The organism is Pseudomonadota bacterium, from assembly GCA_038533575.1.
GTDB lineage: Bacteria > Pseudomonadota > Alphaproteobacteria > Rhodobacterales > Rhodobacteraceae > Shimia_B.
The window spans coordinates 1,154,073-1,175,708 of the sequence record JBCAYL010000001.1 but is presented as its reverse complement, the minus strand read 5'-3'; the positions used below and the strand labels follow the sequence as shown (position 1 = coordinate 1,175,708).

19 protein-coding genes are annotated in these 21,636 nt (G+C 66.5%); 8 read left to right on the top strand and 11 right to left on the bottom strand.

Annotated elements, in window-relative coordinates; genetic code table 11:
• Nucleotides 1–106 precede the first annotated feature (106 nt).
• The 3 genes from AAFM92_06000 (at nucleotide 107) to lpdA (ending at nucleotide 3,591) form a co-directional block, all read left to right on the top strand.
• Entirely contained in the window at nucleotides 107–1,402 is a 1,296-nt protein-coding gene (locus AAFM92_06000; GenBank protein MEL7299921.1) for an MFS transporter, read from the top strand.
• Between the two features lie 72 nt (nucleotides 1,403–1,474).
• Nucleotides 1,475–2,050: a DUF924 family protein gene (locus AAFM92_05995; protein MEL7299920.1), complete on the top strand. Its 576-nt coding sequence runs from the start codon at nucleotides 1,475–1,477 to the stop codon at nucleotides 2,048–2,050.
• Between the two features lie 134 nt (nucleotides 2,051–2,184).
• Nucleotides 2,185–3,591 (top strand): dihydrolipoyl dehydrogenase, encoded by a 1,407-nt coding sequence (gene lpdA, locus AAFM92_05990; protein ID MEL7299919.1) that lies wholly within the window; start codon nucleotides 2,185–2,187, stop codon nucleotides 3,589–3,591.
• A 224-nt stretch (nucleotides 3,592–3,815) separates the two neighbouring features.
• Here the strand turns inward: lpdA and AAFM92_05985 are convergent, their stop codons facing one another.
• Nucleotides 3,816–6,596, bottom strand: coding sequence for a VWA domain-containing protein (locus AAFM92_05985; protein MEL7299918.1), 2,781 nt, complete (start codon nucleotides 6,594–6,596; stop codon nucleotides 3,816–3,818).
• A 126-nt stretch (nucleotides 6,597–6,722) separates the two neighbouring features.
• On the opposite strand from AAFM92_05985, the gene AAFM92_05980 reads away from it, so the two are divergent.
• Nucleotides 6,723–7,850 carry an MFS transporter gene (locus tag AAFM92_05980; GenBank protein ID MEL7299917.1) on the top strand — a complete coding sequence of 376 codons (1,128 nt, stop codon included), beginning with the start codon at nucleotides 6,723–6,725 and terminating at the stop codon, nucleotides 7,848–7,850.
• 81 nt (nucleotides 7,851–7,931) lie between these two features.
• Complete coding sequence (gene uvrA, locus AAFM92_05975; protein ID MEL7299916.1) at nucleotides 7,932–10,820, top strand: excinuclease ABC subunit UvrA; 2,889 nt, start codon at nucleotides 7,932–7,934, stop codon at nucleotides 10,818–10,820.
• A 3-nt stretch (nucleotides 10,821–10,823) separates the two neighbouring features.
• On the opposite strand, the gene AAFM92_05970 is transcribed toward uvrA, so the two are convergent.
• From AAFM92_05970 to AAFM92_05945, 6 genes are all read right to left on the bottom strand, one after another.
• Nucleotides 10,824–10,970 (bottom strand): hypothetical protein, encoded by a 147-nt coding sequence (locus AAFM92_05970; protein MEL7299915.1) that lies wholly within the window; start codon nucleotides 10,968–10,970, stop codon nucleotides 10,824–10,826.
• Complete coding sequence (gene mmsB, locus AAFM92_05965) at nucleotides 10,970–11,839, bottom strand: 3-hydroxyisobutyrate dehydrogenase (protein MEL7299914.1); 870 nt, start codon at nucleotides 11,837–11,839, stop codon at nucleotides 10,970–10,972. Before mmsB ends, AAFM92_05970 begins: the two co-directional genes overlap by 1 nt.
• Nucleotides 11,836–12,861, bottom strand: coding sequence for an enoyl-CoA hydratase/isomerase family protein (locus tag AAFM92_05960; GenBank protein ID MEL7299913.1), 1,026 nt, complete (start codon nucleotides 12,859–12,861; stop codon nucleotides 11,836–11,838). The genes mmsB and AAFM92_05960 overlap by 4 nt, the downstream gene beginning before the upstream one ends.
• Before the next feature lie 94 nt (nucleotides 12,862–12,955).
• Nucleotides 12,956–14,095, bottom strand: a complete 1,140-nt coding sequence (locus tag AAFM92_05955; GenBank protein MEL7299912.1) for an acyl-CoA dehydrogenase family protein — start codon at nucleotides 14,093–14,095, stop codon at nucleotides 12,956–12,958.
• 71 nt (nucleotides 14,096–14,166) lie between these two features.
• A complete protein-coding gene (locus AAFM92_05950; protein MEL7299911.1) occupies nucleotides 14,167–14,586 on the bottom strand; it encodes a hypothetical protein in 420 nt (139 codons plus the stop codon).
• Between the two features lie 2 nt (nucleotides 14,587–14,588).
• On the bottom strand, nucleotides 14,589–16,088 hold the full coding sequence (locus AAFM92_05945; GenBank protein MEL7299910.1) for a CoA-acylating methylmalonate-semialdehyde dehydrogenase: 1,500 nt from the start codon (nucleotides 16,086–16,088) through the stop codon (nucleotides 14,589–14,591).
• A gap of 214 nt (nucleotides 16,089–16,302) precedes the next feature.
• Between AAFM92_05945 and coaD the strand changes: the two genes are divergently transcribed.
• The gene (gene coaD, locus AAFM92_05940; GenBank protein ID MEL7299909.1) at nucleotides 16,303–16,794 is read left to right on the top strand and encodes a pantetheine-phosphate adenylyltransferase; all 492 of its coding nucleotides are present in this window, start codon (nucleotides 16,303–16,305) and stop codon (nucleotides 16,792–16,794) included.
• Between the two features lie 36 nt (nucleotides 16,795–16,830).
• On the opposite strand, the gene AAFM92_05935 is transcribed toward coaD, so the two are convergent.
• The 4 genes from AAFM92_05935 to tkt form a co-directional block, all read right to left on the bottom strand.
• On the bottom strand, nucleotides 16,831–16,995 hold the full coding sequence (locus tag AAFM92_05935; protein MEL7299908.1) for a hypothetical protein: 165 nt from the start codon (nucleotides 16,993–16,995) through the stop codon (nucleotides 16,831–16,833).
• A 131-nt stretch (nucleotides 16,996–17,126) separates the two neighbouring features.
• Nucleotides 17,127–18,128, bottom strand: a complete 1,002-nt coding sequence (gap, locus tag AAFM92_05930) for a type I glyceraldehyde-3-phosphate dehydrogenase (protein ID MEL7299907.1) — start codon at nucleotides 18,126–18,128, stop codon at nucleotides 17,127–17,129.
• 116 nt (nucleotides 18,129–18,244) lie between these two features.
• Nucleotides 18,245–18,388 carry a hypothetical protein gene (locus AAFM92_05925; protein ID MEL7299906.1) on the bottom strand — a complete coding sequence of 48 codons (144 nt, stop codon included), beginning with the start codon at nucleotides 18,386–18,388 and terminating at the stop codon, nucleotides 18,245–18,247.
• A gap of 82 nt (nucleotides 18,389–18,470) precedes the next feature.
• Nucleotides 18,471–20,486: a transketolase gene (tkt, locus tag AAFM92_05920; GenBank protein ID MEL7299905.1), complete on the bottom strand. Its 2,016-nt coding sequence runs from the start codon at nucleotides 20,484–20,486 to the stop codon at nucleotides 18,471–18,473.
• A gap of 222 nt (nucleotides 20,487–20,708) precedes the next feature.
• Between tkt and AAFM92_05915 the strand changes: the two genes are divergently transcribed.
• Both AAFM92_05915 and AAFM92_05910 read left to right on the top strand, forming a co-directional pair.
• Complete coding sequence (locus tag AAFM92_05915) at nucleotides 20,709–21,251, top strand: hypothetical protein (protein ID MEL7299904.1); 543 nt, start codon at nucleotides 20,709–20,711, stop codon at nucleotides 21,249–21,251.
• The gene (locus AAFM92_05910; GenBank protein ID MEL7299903.1) at nucleotides 21,244–21,636 is read left to right on the top strand and encodes a cell division protein ZapA; all 393 of its coding nucleotides are present in this window, start codon (nucleotides 21,244–21,246) and stop codon (nucleotides 21,634–21,636) included. Before AAFM92_05915 ends, AAFM92_05910 begins: the two co-directional genes overlap by 8 nt.

Here is a 21,636-nt window from a genome sequence, read left to right as displayed (position 1 = left end):
CCAAGGGCGCGCGGTCTGAAACCGACATTCTTGGCCGTGGACGGGTGGACGCACCGCTGATTCCCAGCTAGCCGCGCCGCAGAAGCGCAAGCGAAGGAGCGGTGCGATGCGGGCTGTGGTGGCGAGCGCTTGGGCGCTCTTGCTCGGGATGGGCCTCTTGATGGTGGGCAACGGTCTGCAGGGCACGCTTCTGGGCGTGCGCGGCGGGATCGAGGGCTTTTCCACGCTCGAGATGTCGATCGTCATGTCGGCCTATTTCGCGGGCTTCCTCGGCGGCTCACGTGCCACGCCCGAGCTCATCCGCCGGGTCGGGCATGTCCGTGTCTTCGCCGCTCTTGGCTCGCTCATCTCGGCTGTGCTGATCCTCTTTCCGGTGCTCACCGATCCCATCGCCTGGACGCTGGGGCGCGCGATCATCGGCTTTTGCTTCTCGGGCGTCTACGTGACCGCCGAAAGCTGGCTCAACAACGCCACCACCAAGGAGAACCGGGGGCAGGCGCTCTCGCTCTACATGATCGTGCAGATGACCGGCGTGGTGGCCGCGCAGGGCATCATCGGCTTCGGAGATCCGGCGGGCTACGAGCTCTTCATCATTCCTTCGGTGCTGGTGAGCCTCGCCTTCGCGCCGATCCTGCTGTCGATCTCGCCCACGCCCGCCTTCGACAGCACGAAGCCCATGACGCTGCGCCAGCTCATCGCCATCTCGCCCTTGGGCTGCATGGGCATGGCGCTTCTCGGCGGCGTGTTCTCCGCCATGTTCGGCATGTCGGCGGTCTACGGCACGCAGGCGGGGATGAGCGTGCAGCAGATCTCGATCTTCGTGGCGACGCTCTACGTGGGCGCGGTCGTGCTGCAATACCCGATCGGCTATTTGTCGGACCGAATGGATCGCCGGGTGCTCATCCTTTACACGGCGGCGCTCGGCGGCGGCGCGGCGGCCTTCGCGTTCCTTTTGCCGTTTTCCTTTCCCGTGATCCTCGTCGCGGCGTTCTTCATCGGCGGCGCGGCCAACCCGCTCTATGCGCTCCTCATCGCCTATACCAACGACTTCATCGAGTACGAGGACATGGCGGCGGCCTCCGGTGGGCTCATTTTCATCAATGGGTTGGGCGCGATTTTCGGCCCGCTCGTCACCGGCTGGGTCATGGGGACGGTGGGGCCTCAGGGCTTCTTCCTTTTCCTGACCGTCCTCCTTCTCGGGCTCGCAGGCTACGCGGCCTACCGGATGATGCGCCGCCCGAGCACCTACAGCGCCGAGGATTACGAGGCGACGAGCTACGCGCCGATCTCGCCGGCCTCCTCGCCCGTGGCTTTCGAGGCCGCGCAGGAATACTACTTCGAGAGCGCCGAGGAGGACGCGAAAGAAGCAGAGGGCGGACAATCACCCGACAAGGTCGCCTGACCCTTGCGTTTTGGCCGCGGCTTTCGCAGCGTGGCGCAAAAGACGGTGGATGGCGGTGAAGGAGCGGGCACCATGACGACCCCGGAAGACGTGCTGGGCTTCTGGCTCGACGAGCTGAAGCCTGAAGACTGGTACCGCGGTGGCGCGGAGCTCGATGCCGCCGTGCGCGACCGGTTCGAGGCGGGCTGGACCGAGGCCATGGAAGGCCGCTACGGGCTCTGGCTCACCTATCCCTCGGGCACGCTGGCCTACATCATCCTGATGGATCAGTTCCCGCGGAACATGTTTCGCGGTACGGGCGAGGCCTTCGCCTCCGATCCCTACGCGCTCGCGGCCGCGAAGATGGCCGTCGATAAGAGCTGGGACAAGCGCATCGACGCCCCCGCGCGGCAGTTCTTCTACCTCCCGCTCATGCATTCAGAATGCCTGCCGGACCAGGACCGCGCCGTGAGGCTCTTTGCCACCCGGATGCCGGAGGCGGGCGCGGGTAACCTCCTGCACGCCAAGGCGCACCGCGAGATCATTCGCCGCTACGGCCGCTTTCCCACCCGCAACGCCGCGCTCGGGCGTCGGATGACGGCCCCTGAGCGGGAATTTCTCGATTTCGGTGGCTATGGCAGCGTGCTCCGGCAGGTGGAGGACGCCTGAGGCGGCGGTTCACGGCCGCGCCTCAGCTATGCCGTGGGCGCAGTGCGGCATTGCCGCCGGGTTGGCCTGCACCCCCTTTTGACCTTGGGTGAGTTTGTTTAACGTTAAACAAACGCTTGAGAAAGGTCTGCAGAATGGCTCAGAATTTCGACATGGTCGTCATCGGCGCTGGCCCCGGGGGCTACGTGGCCGCGATCCGCGGCGCACAGCTCGGCCTCAAGGTCGCCGTGGTGGAACGCGAGCATATGGGCGGCATCTGTCTCAACTGGGGCTGCATCCCGACGAAGGCGATGCTGCGCTCCTCCGAGGTCTTTCACCTGATGCACCGCGCCAAGGAGTTCGGGCTGAAGGCCTCTGGCATCGACTACGACCTCGACGCCGTCGTCGCGCGCTCCCGCGCGGTGGCCAAGCAGCTCAACGGCGGGGTGGGGCACCTCCTGAAGAAGAACAAGGTCACGGCCATCATGGGCGAGGCGAAGCTTGCCGGTAAGGGCAAGGTTACGGTCAAGACGGAGAAGGGCTCCGAGGAGCTCACCGCCAAGAACGTCATCGTGGCCACCGGCGCCCGCGCGCGGGAGCTGCCGGGCCTCGAGGCCGACGGCGATCTCGTCTGGACCTACAAGCACGCGCTGACGCCGAAGAAGATGCCGAAGAAGCTTCTCGTCATCGGCTCCGGCGCCATCGGCATCGAATTCGCCAGCTTCTACAACACGCTGGGCTGCGACACGACCGTCGTCGAGGTCATGGACCGCATCCTGCCCGTGGAGGACGAAGAGATCTCCGCCTTCGCGAAGAAATCCTTCGAGAAGCAGGGCATGAAGATCCGCGCCAAGGCGATGGTCAAAAAGCTCGACCGCAAGCCCAACGGCGCGGGCGGGAAGGTCACCGCGCATATCGAAGAGGGCGGCAAGGTCACCACCGAGGAGTTCGACACTGTCATCTCCGCCGTGGGGATCGTGGCCAACACCTCGGGCATCGGCCTCGAGGAGGCGGGTGTGAAGCTCGACCGCTCCTTTGCCGTGACCGATGAGTATTGCCGCACGGGCGTCGAGGGGCTCTTCGTCATCGGCGACGCCACGAACGGGCCCTGGCTCGCGCACAAGGCCTCCCACGAGGGGGTCATGGTGGCCGAGCTCATCGCGGGCAAGAACAACGTGCACCCGGTGAAGCCAGAAGCCATCGCCGGCTGCACGTATTGCCACCCGCAGGTCGCCTCCGTTGGCCTCACCGAGGCGAAGGCCAAGGAGACGGGCCGCGAGATCAAGGTGGGCCGCTTCCCCTTCATCGGCAACGGCAAGGCCATCGCGCTGGGTGAGCCCGAGGGCCTCGTGAAGACGGTCTTCGACGCCAAGACGGGCGAGCTCCTCGGCGCGCACATGGTGGGCGCGGAGGTCACCGAGATGATCCAGGGCTACGTCATCGGCCAAAAGCTCGAGACGACGGAAGAGGACCTCATGGAGACCGTCTTCCCGCACCCGACTCTGTCGGAGATGATGCACGAGAGCACGCTCGACGCGTGGGACCGCGCGATCCACTTCTGAGCGAGGTGTGCGCCGCCTAGCCGACGAGCGCCACCGCGATGGTGGTGGCGCCACCCCAGATGATCGCGGCGATGGTGAGGTAATGCAATTGCTTGAACATGGCGGCAGCCTTTCGAGATAATACAAAGAGGATGCCGCAATGGGTGGCGCCCTCCCAGTCTGGAAATCCTTCCTTCAGCTAAGTGAAGAATGCGTTAACGCGCGGCGCAATGGCGCCACGCGGATCAGTTCTCCGTCACGGTGATGGGGATGGCCGCGAGGCGCGACGTGTCGAGGCCGAGCACGTATTCGAGCACGTAGTCGCCCGGCGTGTCAGGCAGCGTGAGGCGCAACACCTCGCCGGGCAGGTCTCGCGTCCGCTCCGCGAAGCGATAGGGCCAGGCGATATCCTCGTAGTTGGCCGGGGTGATCCCGATGAAATCCCGGGCGTAACCCGGCCCCTCCCAGGCGATGTCTATCTCGCTGCCTGCCGCGCCTGTGGCGGGTGCCGTGAGCGTGGCGCTGACGGGCGTCACCGTGATGGGCACGGAGGCAAGGCGGCTCGAATCCTGGCCCAGCACGTATTCGAGGACGTAAGCGCCCGGCGTCGTGGGCAGCTGCACGCGCACGACCGCGCCCTCCGAGACCGGGGTCTCATCGGCGGCGAAGCGGTAGGGCCAGGCGATATCCTCGTAGTCGGCCGCTGTGACGCCGAGCTTGTCGCGCGGGTATCCTGGGCCGGTCCACGCCACGTCCACCTGCGCGCCCGCGGGGGCTTCTGCCGGCGCGGTGAGGGTGGCTGCGAGTGCCGTGACCGTCAGTGGCTCGGAGACGAGGCGGGAGCTGTCCTGCCCCAGCACGTATTCGAGGACGTAGGCGCCCGGCGCGGTGGGCGCGAGCATCGTGAGCGTCGACCCGCCCGCGACATCCACCGTGTCCTCGGCGAAGCGATAGGGCCAGCTGACATCCTCGGCATCGGCGGCGGTGATGCCCAGCTTGTCGCCCGCGTATCCCGGCCCTGTCCAGGCAACCTCGAAACGGGAGCCGGCGGCGACGCTTTCGGGCGCGGTGATTGCCGCGCTGACGCCGGTGACCTCGAGCGCCACGGCGACGAGGCGGGAGCTGTCTTGCCCCAGCACGTATTCGACCACGTAGGCACCGGGCTCCGTGGGGGCAGTCAGCATGAGCGGGCTACCCTCTGCCACCTCCGCGGTGTCGGAGACGAAGCGGTAGGGCCAGCCGATGTCTTCATGATCCGCCGCCGTGATCCCGAGCTTGTCGCCGGTGTAGCCGGGCCCGTCCCAAGCGACCTCGAAGGTCGCGCCCGCCTCCACGCGGGCGGGGGCGGTGAGCGTCGCGGCGACCTCTACCACCTCGAGCGCCACGGCGAGGAGGCGGCGGGCGTCCTGCCCGTAGGCGTATTCGACGACGTAGGAACCAGGCTCTGTGGGGGCCTGCAGCATGAGTGTCGTGCCTTCGGTCACGTCCACGGCGCGGGTCGCGAAGCGGTAGGGCCAGTTCGGATCCTCCGCGTCGGCCGCTGTGACACCGAGCTTGTCGCCAGCATAGGCCGGCCCCTCCCAAGCCACCTCGAACCGCGCGCCGGCGGTGACCGTCTTTGGTGACGTGATCGACGCGGGCGGCTCAGTGAGCGTGATGGGCACCGCGCCGATACGCGCGTCGCCTGCGCCGAGGCTGTATTCCACAACGTAATCCCCCGGGACCGTCGGCATGAGGAGGGGGAGCGGATTGCCCTCCGCCACGTCCGCCGTGTTGGCGTAGCGGTAGGGAAAGGTCACATCCGTCCGGCTCGCATCGGTGACGGCGACGAGATCGCCCGCTGTGCCGGGCCCAGCCCAGGCTACCTCGATGGTGGATCCGGCGAGGGCCGTCGCTGGGGCGGTGAGCGTGGCCGTGGGCGCGGGCTCCTCGAAGACGACCAGCACCTCGCGCCCGCCGGGGACGGCGATGAACTGCCGCGGATCAGAGGCGGCCTCTCCTGCGAGCCAATAGGCCGTGACAGTGTAGGAGCCTGCTTCGAAATCCGCCTGCAAGGGGTTGCCCGTCTGCGAGGCGCCGTTGCCCAGCGTCCATTCCACGGGGCCCTCCACGAGGGGGCCGTCCTCGGTGCCGAGCACGGCGCGGAAGGTGACGGGGACAATTTCCGGCAGGGGCTGGAAGATGACCTCGATACTGCTGCCCTCGGGCGGCACGACGAAGCCGCCGGAGATGACTTCGCCCGATTGCGCCCACTGGGCCGAGAGCGTCCAGTCCCCCGGCTCGAGCGTGAGCGTCTCTGTGCCCTCGAAGGCGCGCGCGTCCGCGCTGCCCGCGGGCGCGACGCTCCAGCGCACATCCTCGAGCAGGGGCCCATCGGCGCCCGCCCGCGCAACAAAGGCCATCTGCGCCAGTACGGGCTCCGGCGCCACCGCCACGCGGGTGAGCGCCGTGCTCAGTTCGGCGGCGTTTGCCGCGGTCAGAAACTGGCCGCCGGTATTGCCCGCAAGGCACTGCATCTGCGCCAGCGCCTCGGGATCGGTGACGTCGAAGCCCACCACGTGGGCGGTGAAATCGATGCCCGCCTCCTCGAGCGCCGTCGCCGCCGCGCAGGGATCGGGATTGCAGGTCTCGATGCCGTCGGAGACGAGGATGACGGTGGCCGCTTCCTCGGTGTAGCGCAGCGCTTCGGCAGCGTTGATGATGGCATCTGTCATGGGCGTCTTGCCGCGCGGGTTGATCCCGTTGACCGCCTGCTCGATGGCGCCGCGCGTGCCCTGGCCGGGGGCGACGACCGTCTCGATATCGCTGCAATCGCCCCGCGTGCGGTGGCCATAGACGGTGAGCCCAAGATTCTGACCGCCGGGAAAATCGGCGAGCAGCGTGCCTACCACCTCCCGTGCGATGACGATCTTGTTGACCCCGTCGATCTGACCCCACATGGAGCCCGACCCATCGAGCACGAGGATCGTATTGGTGCGCTCCTGCGCAGCGAGCGGGGCCGACAGGAGCAGGAAAAGAGCGATCAAAGAACGCAACAGCATCGGAAATCTCCAAAAGAATGCCCCGCAGGGTTGCGCGATTCGACCGCCCGGCAAAGAAAGGAATTCCGGGCCTGTCTTGCCTTCTTGCCGCAGTGGCGCGATGGGAGGCGGATGCAGCCTCCCGCGCGGACATCCTGGACACTCGTCGCCATTCTTTTCTTCGTCGGCCTTTTGGCGGCGATGCAGTTCATCAAGGTTTCGCTGACCCTCGATGCGCTCGCGGAGCACTACGAGGCAAGCGTGCAAGCGGTCTCCTTTTTCGTGACGATGGTCTCCTCCATCGGGATCGCGCTGGGCGTGGTGGCGGGCGCGCTCGTGGCGCGGCTCGGCACGCGGCCCGTGATCCTCGGCGCGCTGGCGCTGGGGGCAGGGGTGAGCCTCGCCGGCGCGCTTTTGCCGCCTTACCTGCCCATGCTGCTCCTGCGCGCGCTCGAGGGGGTCTCGCATCTCGCGCTGGTGGTGGCCGTGCCGCCCACTATGGCCGCGGCGGCCACCGATGCGGACCGACCGGTGGTCATGTCGATCTGGGCGATGTTCTTCGGCGTGGCCTTCGCCGTCGCCGCCGCCGTCTTTCCACTGCTTCTGGCGCTCGGCGGGGTGGAGGCGCTCTTTCTCACCCACGGCGCGGCCTTCGCTTTGCTCTTCGTCGTGCTCTGGGTGCTCCTGCCGCCCACGCGCGGGGAGCCCACGGACATCGCTTTCTTTTCCGCGCACCGGGAGGCCTATGGCAGCGCCCGGCTCGCGGGTCCGGCGCTCGTGTTCGTGATCTACACGCTGCTCTTCGTGGCAACGGTGACCTTCTTGCCGCCCGCCTTCGCACGTCCGGAGCTCGCGGGCATCCTGCCGCTCGTCTCGCTCGCGGGAACTTTCGCGGCGGGCTGGCTCTGCAAGTCGCAGCCGCCGGGGCGGGTCATGGCGCTGGGATATCTCTGCATGCTCTTTGGCGCATTGCCGCTGCCGCTCGGCTTCTGGCCCGCGAGCTACCTTCTCTTCATCGGGATGGGCCTCGTCCCGGGCGCCTGCTTTGCCGCGATCCCGGCGTGGAACGCGCGCGGGGGCGATCAGGCCCGGGCCACGGGAGCCATCGCGCAGATGGGCAATGTGGGGACCGGGCTCGGCACGCCGATCTTCGCATTCGTCATCGCGGGGACGGGAGATGCGGGCCTCTGGGCGCTGCTGATCCTCTGGCCGGTGGCCGCGCTCATGATTGTGCGTGCGGTGACGCGGCGCTTGAGGTAGGGTGTTCATGCTTCGTTCACAAATCTGAATTGGCGAGCGCGGGTTCGGGACCTATGTCTTGGATGTCATTAAGGGGTGGCCATGGCTGAGCAGAAATTCATCGAGGTTCGCGGCGCGCGAGAGCATAATCTCAAGGGCATCGACGTGGACATTCCGCGCGACGAATTCGTCGTCATCACGGGGCTGTCGGGCTCCGGTAAATCCTCGCTCGCCTTCGACACGATCTATGCCGAGGGTCAACGGCGCTATGTCGAATCCCTGTCGGCCTATGCGCGGCAATTCCTCGACATGATGGAAAAGCCCGACGTCGATCACATCTCGGGCCTCTCCCCGGCGATCTCCATCGAGCAGAAGACCACCTCGAAGAACCCGCGCTCGACGGTGGGCACGGTCACCGAGATCTACGATTACATGCGGCTGCTCTTCGCGCGCGCCGGCACGCCCTATTCGCCGGCCACGGGTCAGCCCATCGAGGCCCAGCAGGTCCAGGACATGGTCGACCAGGTCATGCGCATGGAAGAGGGGACGCGCGGTTACCTCCTCGCGCCCATCGTGCGCGACCGGAAGGGCGAGTACCGCAAGGAGTTCCTCGAGCTCCGCAAGCAGGGCTTCCAGCGGGTGAAGGTCGACGGCGAATTCTACGAGCTCGACGAGCCGCCCACGCTCGACAAGAAATTCCGCCACGATATCGACGTGGTCGTGGACCGGATCGTCGTGCGCGAGGGGCTGGAAACACGGCTCGCCGACAGTTTGCGCACGGCGCTCGATCTGGCCGACGGGATTGCGATCCTCGAGACGGCGCCGAAAGAAGGGGACCCGGAGCGCATCACCTTCTCGGAGAATTTCGCTTGCCCGGTATCCGGCTTCACGATCCCCGAGATCGAGCCGCGCCTTTTCTCCTTCAACGCGCCCTTCGGAGCTTGCCCTGATTGCGACGGTCTTGGGCACGAACTTTTCTTCGACGAGCGCCTTGTCGTGCCCGACCAGGGGATCACGCTGGCCGATGGCGCGCTCGCGCCCTGGCGGAAGGGCAAGAGCCCGTATTTCCTGCAGACCATCGACGCCATCGCGCGGCACTACGAATTCGACAAGAAGCTTAAGTGGAAGGACCTGCCAGCCCATGTGCAGCAGGTCTTCCTCCATGGCTCGGGCGAGGAGGAGATCGCCTTCCGCTACGACGAGGGCGGCCGGGTCTACCAGGTGTCACGGCCCTTCGAGGGCGTCATTCCCAACATGGAGCGGCGCTACCGCGAGACGGATTCGAGCTGGATCCGCGAGGAATTCGAGCGCTACCAGAACAATCGGCCCTGCGGGACCTGCGGCGGCTACCGCCTGCGCCCCGAAGCGCTCGCGGTGAAGATCGGCTCGAAGACCGACGGCGAGGTCGTGCTGCGTCACGTGGGCGAGGTCGTGGAGATGTCGATCCGTGAGGCGCTCGAATGGTGTGATGGCGTGCCCGAAGCGCTCTCGCGCCAGAAGAATGATATCGCGCGGGCGATCCTTAAGGAGATCCGCGAGCGGCTGGGCTTTCTCAACAACGTGGGCCTCGATTACCTCACACTCTCGCGCTCATCGGGGACGTTGAGCGGCGGCGAGAGCCAGCGCATCCGGCTCGCCTCCCAGATTGGCTCGGGGCTCACGGGCGTGCTTTATGTGCTCGACGAGCCCTCCATCGGGCTCCACCAGCGCGACAATGACCGCCTGCTGACGACGCTGAAGAACCTGCGCGACCAGGGCAATACCGTCATCGTCGTCGAGCATGACGAAGAAGCCATTCGCGAGGCGGATTACGTCTTCGATATCGGCCCGGGGGCCGGGGTCCATGGCGGCGAGGTCGTGGCGCGGGGCACGCCCGCGGAGATCATGTCCACCGACGCCTCCGTCACCGGCGATTACCTCGCCGGGCGGCGCTCCATCCCCGTGCCGGACGAACGACGCCCAGGCAAGAAGGGCAAGAAGAAGGTGACCGTGGTGAAGGCCACGGGAAACAACCTCAAGGAGGTCACGGTGGACTTCCCGCTGGGCAAGTTCGTCTGCGTCACGGGGGTCTCCGGCGGTGGCAAATCCACGCTCACGATCGAGACGCTCTTCAAAACCGCCTCCATGCGCCTCAACGGCGCGCGCCAGACGCCCGCGCCCTGCGAGACGATCAAGGGCCTCGAGCATCTCGACAAGGTCATCGACATCGACCAGCGGCCCATCGGGCGCACGCCGCGCTCGAACCCCGCGACCTATACGGGCGCCTTCACGCCCATTCGCGATTGGTTCGCCGGGCTGCCCGAGGCCAAGACGCGCGGCTACAAGCCGGGACGCTTCTCCTTCAACGTGAAGGGCGGGCGCTGCGAGGCCTGCCAGGGCGACGGCGTCATCAAGATCGAGATGCACTTCCTGCCGGATGTCTACGTCACCTGCGAGACCTGCGAGGGCAAGCGCTACAATCGCGAGACGCTGGAAATCCAGTTCAAGGGCAAGAGCATAGCCGACGTTCTTGATATGACGGTTGAAGACGCACAGGAATTCTTCAAGGCGGTGCCCTCGATCCGCGAGAAGATGGACGCGCTCATGCGCGTGGGGCTGGGCTACATCAAGGTGGGCCAGCAGGCCACGACGCTCTCGGGCGGCGAAGCGCAGCGGGTGAAGCTCTCCAAGGAGCTCTCAAAGCGCTCCACGGGCCGCACGCTCTACATCCTCGATGAGCCGACGACGGGCCTGCATTTCGAGGATGTCAGGAAGCTGCTCGAGGTGCTCCATGAACTCGTCGACCAGGGCAACAGTGTCGTCGTGATCGAGCACAATCTCGACGTCATCAAGACGGCAGATCACATCATCGACGTTGGCCCAGAGGGCGGGGATGGCGGGGGTACGATCGTGGCCACCGGCACGCCGGAAGAGGTCGCAGAAGTGCCGGAGAGCCACACGGGCCGCTATCTCAAGCCCATGCTCGAAGCACGGAAGCTCGCGGCCGAGTAGGGCTCAGAAGCCCGAGCGGTAGAGCCAGATGGCGCCGAGCCCGGCAAACGCGATGATGAAGATGCCGACGACGGTGGTGGTGGCCATGAAAGCCTCCTTCTTTAAGTCGCGGACGCAGGCACGATAGCAGGCGGGGTCAGCCCCGTCCATTAACCTCGTCCACGGGCCTCGAAGCGGGGCAGCATAGCGCTGAAATCCTTGCCGCCCTGGCCCTCGTCATCGACGAATTGCCGGTAAAGCTCCGTGGCGGCCGCGCCGAGCGGAGTGTCGGCGTTGGCATCGGCGGCGGCGGATTGCGAGAGGCGCAGATCTTTGAGCATCAGCGCTGCCGCGAAGCCCGGCGTGTAGTCGTTGTCCGCCGGGCTCTGGGGGCCGATGCCCGGGGCGGGGCAATAGGCATTCATGGACCACGAATATCCCGAGGACGTGCTCACCACGTCGAACATCGCCTGCCGGTCGAGACCCAGCTTGTCGGCGAGCGCGAAGGCCTCGCAGGTGCCGATCATGGTGATGCCGAGGATCATGTTGTTGCAGATCTTGGCGGCTTGCCCGTTGCCCGCGGGCCCACAATGGACGGCCTTCTGGCCCATGATATCGAAGAGCGGCTTGGCCGTCTCGAAGGCGGTGCCCTCTCCGCCCACCATGAAGGTGAGCGTACCGTTCGTGGCCCCGCCGATCCCGCCGGAGACGGGTGCGTCGAGCGTGGCCACGCCATGATCCGCCGCCGAGGCGGCCACCTCCCGCGCGGAGGCCACGTCCACCGTGGAGCAATCCAGCAGGATCGCGCCCTCGGCCATGGCTGGCAGGATGTCGGCTGCGACCGCGCAGAGGATATCGCCGTTGGGCAGCATCGTGATGACGACGTCCGCGCCCTCGGCGGCGCCCTGTGCTGTCTCGGCCATCGAGAGGCCCTCGGGCCGCGTGGCCGTGTCGAAGCCTATCACGTCATGGCCCGCCGCCACCAGATTGGCCGCCATGGGCGCGCCCATGTTGCCGAGGCCGATAAATCCGATCTTCATGCCGGGTCCTCCAGGTTCAGTGTGTCGGGGCCGAGCGGGCGGAGCATCGCGCTCACCTCCGCCGCCGAAAGGGTATCGATGCCCTGCCGCCAGCGCGGGCTCTTGTCCTTGTCGATGATCTGCGCGCGGATGCCCTCGATGAAATCGCCGTGCTCCATCGCGCGGTGCGTGAAGCGGTATTCGAGCTCGAGCGCGCGGGTGATGTCATCGGTAGAGCGCAGGCGGCGCACGGCCTCGAGCGCGCAGGCCATGGCAAGCGGGGAATGGCGCTTCATGCGCTGAGCCGCGCCTCTGAGGAATGGATCCTCCACGCCCTCGAGGCTGCGCAGGATGTCGGCGGGACCCGCGCCCGCGAAATGCTCCGCGAGCGCGTCCTGCTGCGCTGCGAGCGGCGCGTCGGTCGCGTCATGGCGGGGCAGGTCCACGCCCTCGCGGAGCGTGGCCTTGAGCGCAGGCCAGTCCGCCTCCGGCACGAAATGGTCGGCGAAGCCTGCATAGATCGCATCCCCGGCGGACATGCGTGCGGCGGTGACGGCGAGGTAATCGCCCGTGCGCCCCGGCGCGTGGGCGAGGATGAGCGAGCCCCCCACATCGGGCAGGAGGCCGATGGAGACCTCCGGCATGGCGATCTGTGAGCTTTCGCAGACGATCCGGTGCGAGGCATGGCACCCCACGCCCACGCCGCCGCCCATGGTGAAGCCGTGGAGAAAAGTGACGATGGGCTTCGGGTAGAGCTTGAGCTTGGCGTTGAGGCGGTATTCGTCCGTCCAGAAGCGGCGGCCATAGGCATAATCGCCTGCCATGCCCGTGGCATACATCTCTGCGATGTCGCCGCCCGCGCAGAAAGCCTTGTCGCCGGACGCGTCGATGACGATGTGGCCCACGCTGTCATCGCCGGCCCATGCGGTGATCGCCTCTTCGATCTCGAGGCACATGGCATGCGTGAGCGCATTGAGCGCGGCGGGGCGTTTGAGCGTGATCCAGCCCGCGCGGCCCTCGGTTCGGATATGAACGTCCGTCATCGCGTGCAACACGCCCCGGGCCTGACCCGGGGCCTCTCACTCCTGGCCACGAGGTCCCGGGGCAGGCCCGGGACGCGCTGAAACGGGGCCGTGCTCACGCGCGCAGCATGTCCCGCGCCACGATGAGGCGCATGATCTCGTTGGTGCCCTCGAGGATCTGGTGGACGCGGAGGTCCCGGACGATCTTCTCGATCCCATAATCGGCCAGGTAGCCGTAGCCGCCATGGAGCTGGAGGCACTGGTCGGCGACCTTCGAGCCCGCCTCGGTCACGAATTTCTTGGCCATGGCGCAGCGCTTGGTGGCGTCGGGCGCACCGGCATCGAGCGACTGGGCGGCCGAGCGCAGGAAGGTGCGCGCCGCCTGCAGCTCGATCTCCATCTCGGCCAAGCGGAATTGCAGAGCCTGGAACTCGGTGAGTTTCTTACCAAAAGCGCCGCGATCCTTCATGTAAGCGAGGGTCGCATCGAGCGCGGCCTGCGCGCCGCCGAGCGAGCAGGCGGCGATGTTGAGGCGTCCGCCGTCGAGGCCCTTCATGGCGTAGGCAAAGCCCATGCCCTCTTCCCCGAGGAGGTTTGCCGCGGGGATCGCGCAGGCATCGAGCTGCACCTGTCGGGTGGGCTGGGCCTTCCAGCCCATCTTGGCTTCGAGCCCGCCGAAGCTGAGCCCTTCTGCGCCGTCATCGACGATGACCGACGAGATGCCCTTCGGCCCGCCGTCACCCGTGCGCGCCATGACGATGTAGGCGTCCGAGTAGCCGCCGCCGGAGATGAAGGCCTTCGTGCCCGTGAGGATGTAGCCCTCGTTGGTCCGCTCCGCTTTCGTCTTCAACGCGGCCGCATCGGAGCCGGAGCCGGGCTCTGTGAGGCAGTAGCTGTAGAATTTCTCCATCGAGACGGCGTCCGCGAGCCGCGCCGCGTGCATCGCCTCGGAGCCGAAGCTGTCGATCATCCAGGCGCACATATTGTGGATCGAGAGAAAGGCCGAGACGGACGGGCAGGCCATGGCAAGCGCCTCGAAGACGAGCGTCGAGTCGTGGCGCGAGAGCCCCGAGCCGCCGCTTTCCTCGCGCACGTAGAGCCCGCCGAAGCCAAGCTCCGCGAGCTTGGGCCAGAGTGCCTTGGGGATCGTGCCGGCCCCTTCCCACGCGCGGGCATGGGGCGCGATCTCGGACTGGCCGAGCGCCTTGGCCATGTCGAAAATGGCGGTCTGGTCTTCGTTCATCTGGTCAAACATCGCATCCTCCCTGCGAGGTCTTGCACGTCTGAGATACTAGCGCCGTGGGCACCGGTGCAAGCCGATGACCCTTACGCGGGGACAAAGCCCAGCTCGGAAAAGCGCGTCTCGCTCCGCCCCACCATGGCGAGCGCCGCGGCCTCCTCGTCGGCGATGCGCGGCACCACAACCCCCGAACCATGCCAGAAGTCATACATCATCTTGGCCATCCGGCGCGCGGTGATCGTGGGCGCGTACATCACGAGCAGCGTCTCACCGCCCAGAAGGTCGAGCATGACCGCCACGTCGAGATTGATCTTCATCACTTCGAGCGCGTCCTTGTCGAAGCTCTCCACCCCCGAGAGATCGAGCAGATGCGGCACGCCCGGCTTCAGCCGCCCCTCGCTTACGATCTTGTGGAGCTCGGCATAGGCATCCTCGAGAGAGGCATGCCCGCGGTGCCAGAGGTAGAGAAGCGACCCGTCCGGGAGCGCGTTCGATCCTGTTGCCATGACTACTCCATGACGGGGATCGAGAATTCACCGCCCTCCTTGATGCCCGAGGGCCAGCGGGAGGTGATGGTCTTGGTGCGGGTGTAGAATTTGATCGCATCCGGCCCGTGCTGGTTGAGGTCGCCGAACATGGATTTCTTCCAGCCACCGAAGGTGTGGTAGGCAAGCGGCACGGGGATCGGGACGTTGACGCCCACCATGCCGATATTGATGCGGTTGGCGAAGTCGCGGGCGGTGTCACCGTCGCGCGTGAAGATGGCGGTGCCGTTGCCGTATTCATGGGACATGGCGAGATCGAGCGCGTCCTCGTAGGACTGCGCTCGGACCGTCGTGAGGACCGGGCCGAAGATCTCTTTTTTGTAGATGTCCATGTCCTTGGTGGCGCGGTCAAAGAGGTGAGGCCCGATGAAGTAGCCGTCCTCGTAGCCTTGCAGGCTGAAATTGCGGCCGTCGACGACGAGCTTCGCGCCTTGGTCGATCCCGCTTTCTACGAGCTTCTCGATATTGGCCTTGGCCGCGGCTGTGACGACGGGGCCGTAATCGACCTCGTTTCCGGCGGTGTAGGGGCCGACCTTCAGCTTCTCGATCCGGGGGACAAGCTTTTCGATGAGCCGGTCGGCGGCCTCATCCGTCACCGGCACGGCCACCGAGATCGCCATGCAGCGTTCGCCCGCGGCACCGTAGCCCGCGCCCACCAGCGCGTCGGCGGCCTGGTCCATATCGGCGTCAGGCATGACGATCATATGGTTTTTCGCGCCGCCGAAGCACTGCACGCGCTTTCCGTGCGCGCAGCCCTGGGCGTAGATGTATTCGGCGATGGGGGTGGAGCCCACGAAGCCCACCGACTGGATCACTGGATGCTCGAGGATCGCATCCACCGCTTCCTTGTCGCCGTTCACGACCTGGAGGATGCCCTTGGGGAGGCCCGCCTCCTCCATGAGCTCGGCCAGCATGAGCGGGACGGAGGGGTCGCGCTCAGACGGCTTCAGGATGAAGGCGTTGCCGCACACGATGGCGGGCGCGAACATCCACATCGGGATCATGGCGGGGAAGTTGAAGGGGGTGATACCGGCGGTTACGCCGAGCGGTTGTTTCATCGAATACATGTCGATGCCCGGGCCCGCACTGTCGGTGTAATCGCCCTTCAAGAGATGCGGCGCGCCGATGCAGAACTCGACGACTTCGAGACCGCGCTGCACGTCGCCCTTGGCATCGGGCAGTGTTTTGCCGTGTTCGCGGGAGAGCGCCTCTGCGAGCTTGTCCATATCGCGGTGGAGGAGCGAGACGAACTGCATCATCACCCGCGCCCGGCGCTGGGGATTGGTGGCGGCCCATGCGGGCTGCGCGGCCATGGCGATCTCCACGGCGCGGTCGAGCTCTGCGCGGGTTGCGAGCGGCACCTTGGCCTGCACTTCGCCCGTGGCAGGGTTCATCACATCGGCAAAGCGGCCCGAGCTGCCTTTGACATGGGTGCCGTCGATGTAGTGGGTGAGCTCTTGCATGGGATCCTCCGCAGTTGGCGCCGAACGTGCCGCGCCGCGCGGGGAGGGTCAAGCCGAGGACGCGCCGCCGCCCAGGGCGGCCCGAAGAGGGGCGCGATCACCTCGAGGTCGCGGATCCCGGCCCGCGCGCATCGCGAGCAGATCACCCAAATGGTTGACGGGGGAGGGCGGCTTTTGCTTTGTCCCCCGCTAGGCAGACCTCAAAGGGCAGCACATGCGCATCGGACTCTACCCAGGCACCTTCGACCCGATCACGCTCGGACATCTCGATATCATGCGCCGCGCCGGGGCGCTCGTGGACCGGCTCGTCGTCGGCGTGGCGATCAACCGTGACAAGGGCCCGCTTTTCTCACTGGAAGAGCGGGTGGCCATGGTGGAGGCGGAATTCGCGCCGCTCAGCGAACAGACGGGCTGCGAGTTCGTGGCGCATCCCTTCGAAAACCTGCTCATCGACTGCGCCCGGGACGTCGGCGCGCAAGTCATCGTCCGCGGCCTGAGGGCCGTGGCGGATTTCGAGTACGAGTTCCAGATGGTCGGCATGAACCGCCAGCTCGACGACAGCGTGGAGACGGTGTTCCTCATGGCGGAGGCCGAGCACCAGGCCATCGCCTCCAAGCTGGTCAAAGAGATCGCGCGCTTGGGCGGGGACGTGTCGAAATTCGTGACCCCCGCCGTCGAGCGCGCGCTCGGCGCGCGGCTGCCCTAGCGGCCGCGCAAGCTGCCGGCGTTTGAAGCCCGGAGCCTAGCGGCCGTAAACGGCGCTGCTCGCCACCCGCTCCGCATCCTCGCGGTAGATGTCGAGGTCGAGCGCCACGTCGAGCGGCATGGCCCGCAGCTCTGCCACGGTGCGGTTGTAGGCCCGGCGCTTTTCCAGCCGGTCTTGGATATGGGTGAAAAGAGCCATCATTGAGCCCTCCATCGTTCTGCTTTCGATAGCGCTAACGTATGGAAGAGAGGCCCTTGGTGAAGTGGTATTTCAGCAATGCTGCATTGCAGCGTCGGCATGGCTCGGGCGGGAACCCGAGCCATGCGCGGGCGTTAGATCAGCCTGCCCATGGCGACGGCGGTGTCGCCCATGCGGTTCGAGAAGCCCCACTCGTTGTCGTACCACGTGAGGATCCGGCACATCGTGCCTTCCATGACCTTCGTCTGGTCGGTGTGGAAGATCGACGAATGCGGATCGTGGTTGAAATCCTGGCTCACGAGCATCTCGTCGGTGTAGCCGAGGATGCCCTTGAGCGGGCCGTTGGCGGCGGCGCGGATGGCGTCGTTGATTTCATCCACCGTGGTCGTGCGCGCGGCCTCGAAGGTGAGGTCGACGACGGAGACGTTGGGCGTCGGCACGCGGATCGCCACGCCGTCGAGCTTGCCGTTGAGCTCCGGCAGGACGAGGCCCACGGCCTTGGCGGCGCCCGTCGAGGTCGGGATCATCGACATCGCCGCGGCACGCGCGCGGTAGAGATCCTTGTGCATCGTATCGAGCGTGGGCTGGTCGCCCGTGTAGGAGTGGATCGTGGTCATGAAGCCCTTCACGATCCCGATCTCGTCGTTGAGGACCTTGGCCACCGGCGACAGGCAGTTCGTGGTGCAGGACGCGTTGGAGACCACGAGGTCGTCGGCGGTGAGCGTGTCATCGTTCACGCCGAAGACGATGGTCTTGTCCGCGTCCTTGCCCGGTGCGGAGATGAGCACGCGGGAGGAGCCGTTTTCGAGATGCGCCTGGCAGGCCTCTTTGGAGGTGAAGATGCCCGTGCATTCGAGGACGATATCCACATCGCTCCAGGGCAGGTCTGCCGGGTTCCGCATGGCGGTGACCTGCATGGGTCCGCGGCCCACATCGATCGTCGTGTCGGTGGTTTTCACCTCCGCCGGGAAGCGGCCGTGGACACTGTCGTAGCGCAGGAGGTGGGCATTGGTTTCCACCGGGCCCAGATCATTGATGGCGACGACCTCGATATCGGTGCGGCCCGACTCGATGATCGCGCGCAGCACGTTGCGTCCAATCCGGCCAAATCCATTGATTGCGACTTTCACGGCCATGGTGATGCCTCCAGATGATCTTGCTGAGCCAATACGCGCGCCCTCCGGCGCACGCTGGGGCTATCTCAGTGCTGCGCCGCGAGGTCAACCGTCGAAGGGGAAAGCCGGCATCGGCGCTAGCGCCAGAAGGCCACCCATTCGATCAGATCGAGAAAGCGGCGGATCAGGAAGACGGTCGCCTCGCCGCCCAGAAGCGCTGCATCGATCGCGATGGCCGCGAGGATGAGCGCGAAGATGATGATCGCGAGGCGGGTGGTCATGGCGCTGGTGGACGAGCCTTAGGCGGAAGCGGGTCAAAAGACCGGGACGGGCACCTTGAGGCACCCGTCCCCACGATCCGCCTCAGAGCATGTCCTTGGCCGCGGCAACGGTGGCTGCGGGCGTGATGTCGAAATGCTCGAAGAGAGCCGCGCCGGGGGCCGAGGCGCCGAAGCCGTGCATCCCCACGAACGCGCCTTTTTCGCGCTTGCCGCGCTCGCCGTAGAGCCAGCGATCCCAGCCGAAGCGGATGCCCGCCTCGATGGCCACGCGCACCGGCCCGCCGGGCAGGACACGGCGCCGATAGGCATCGTCCTGCGCCTCGAAGAGCTCCCAGCAGGGCATGGAGACGACGCGCGTCCCGATGCCTTCCGCCTGCAGCATGTCGCGGGCCTCCATGGCAACGCTCACTTCCGAGCCCGTGGCCATGAGGATGACCTGGCGTTTGCCCTCGGCGTCGGCGAGCACGTAGGCGCCCTTCGAGACGAGGTTGGTATTCTTGTGCTCGGTGCGGAGTGTGGGCAGGTTTTGGCGCGTGAGCGCGAGAACGGAGGGCCCGCTCGGGTCAGCCAGCGCGAGCTCCCAGGATTCCGCCGTTTCCACCGTGTCGCAGGGGCGGAAGAGGCGCGTGTTGGGCGTCGCGCGGTGGATCGCGTAGTGCTCCACCGGCTGGTGCGTCGGGCCGTCCTCGCCCACGCCGATGCTGTCATGGGTGTAGACGTAGATGACCGGGATCCCCATGAGCGCGGAGAGGCGCATGGAGGGGCGCGCGTAGTCGGTGAAGACCATGAACGTTCCACCATAGGGGCGCAGGCCACCGTGAAGCTGGATGCCGTTCATCGCGGCCGCCATGCCGTGCTCGCGGATGCCGTAGTGAATGTAGCGCCCCGTGCGGTTGTCGATGTCGTGGATGCCGAGATCGGGGGTCTTCGTGTTGTTGGAGCCGGTGAGGTCCGCGGAGCCGCCCACCGTTTCGGGCATGACCGGGTTCACGACCTCGAGCACCATCTCCGAGCTCTTGCGCGTGGCGACCTTGGGCTGGCTCTCGCTGATCTGCTTCTTGAATGCCTTGATCGTGGCCGAGAGCTTCTTCGGCGGTTCGCCGGAGAAGGTGCGATTGAACTCCGCCTGCTTGGCATTCGAGAGCTTGAGGAACCGCTGAGCCCAGTCGGCGTGGGCCGCCTTGCCACGCTCGGCAAAGCTCTCCCAGGCGCGCTTGATGTCCTCGGGGATCACGAAGGAGCCGTGCTCCCAGCCATAGGCTTTCTTGGCATCCTCGAGCTGGCCCATATCGGTGAGCGCGCCGTGGGCCTTCGAGGTCCCCTGTGCCGCGTGGCCGAGGCCGATATGCGTGGTGCAGCGGATCATGGAGGGGGTGCCGGTGGCCTTGGCGGCCGTGATGGCGGCGTCGATGGCCTCGGGGTCGTGGCCGTCAATCTCCTGCACGTCCCAGCCGGACGCGCGGAAACGCATGACCTGGTCGGTGCGGTCGGCGATGTCGACGGAGCCGTCGATGGTGATGGCGTTGTCGTCCCAGAAGACGATGAGATGGCTGAGCTTTTGCCGGCCGGCCAGCGCGATGGCCTCCTGGCTCACACCCTCCATCAGGCAGCCGTCGCCAGCGATCACGTAGGTGTAGTGGTTCTGCACTTTCTCACCCCAGCGCGCGCGCAGGATTTCCTCGGCGAGCGCGAAGCCCACGGAGTTTGCGATGCCCTGTCCCAGGGGACCGGTCGTCGTTTCGATGCCGGTGGCATGGCCGAATTCGGGGTGGCCGTCGGTGATGGAGCCCAGCTGCCGGAAATTCCGGATCTCATCGATCGTCATGTCGCGATAGCCCGTCAAATGCAGGATCGCATAGAGCAGCATGGAGCCGTGCCCGGCCGAGAGGATGAAGCGATCCCGGTCGGGCCAGAGCGGCGCGGTGGGATCGAAGTTCAAATGGTTTTTGAAGAGGACCGTTGCCACGTCCGCCATGCCCATGGGCATCCCGGAATGCCCGGAATTGGCCGCGGCGACAGCGTCGAGCGTCAGCGCGCGGATGGCGGTGGCTTGGCGCCAATGGTCAGGGTGCTTGGCGGCCAGGGCGGATAGGTCCATATCGGTCTCCGATTGTGATCTGCGGGCGTTGGCGGAGGCATAACAACGTGCAGCCGAAGATCAAGCGCGCTGGACACCGAGGGTGCAGCGGAGCCTGCCGAGGCAGACCCGCAGCCCACGGCGAGGTTTGCGCGCTTTCGGGACATTCATCATAGTTAAGGCCAGAGCAGCTTGATTCGACGACAGCGGCCAACCGCGCGGCGGATCGATGAGGAGGCAGACATGTCGGAGACATCCGAGAAATTCACGGCGCTGGAAGGCCGGCTCGCCGCCGCGCTCGCGCGTATTCAGGGCGGGCTGACGAAAATACCCTCCGCCGCGCCCGAGGCGGAGCCGTCGCTCCCGCTGGAAGCCACCGCGCCGGCAGCCCAGCCCGACGCGGGCCGCATGGCAGAGCTCGAAGCCCAGCTCGAGGAGGAGCGCTCCGCCAACGCGCAGCTTCAGCAGCGCGTGAAGCAGGTGCGCCGCAAGTTTGAGGAGCGCGTCAACACGCTGGAGAGCGATCTGGCGGCCGCGCAGGCGCAGGTCGACGCCTCTGAACAAGAAAACGCCAAGCTTCAGCGCGCGGGCAAGGAGATGCGCAGCGCGCTCGAGGCGCTGCAGAAATCCTCCGTGGACGAGGCGCCCGACGCGCATCTCATCAACCGCGCCATGATGACCGAGCTCGAGGCGCTCCGCGCCGAGCGCTCTTCGGAAGCGCGGGAGATCTCGGAGCTCGTCTCCGTGCTGGAACCCATCGTCGCCAAAGGAGCGAGCAATGCCTGAGGTCAAGATCACCATCGGCGGCCGCCAGTTCGACGTGTCCTGCGAGCCGGGGCAGGAACACTTCCTGCAGACGGCGGCGGCCATGCTCGACCGCGAGGCTGCGACACTCATCAAGCAGACCGGCCGCATTCCCGAGGCACAGATGCTGCTCATGGCGGGGCTGATGCTCGCTGACCGGACGGCGGAGGTCGAGGACCGCGTGCGACAGGCCGAGGACAAACTCTCCCGCCGCGACGCGCTGATCTCCGAGCTTCAGGACCGGCCCGCGCCCACGCCAGATCGCGTGGAGGTGCCGGTGCTACCGGTGCAGGTCACGGAGGCCATGGAAGAGCTCGCCGCCCGGGCCGAGGCCATCGCCTCGGAAGTGGAGAAGCGCTCCGCTTGA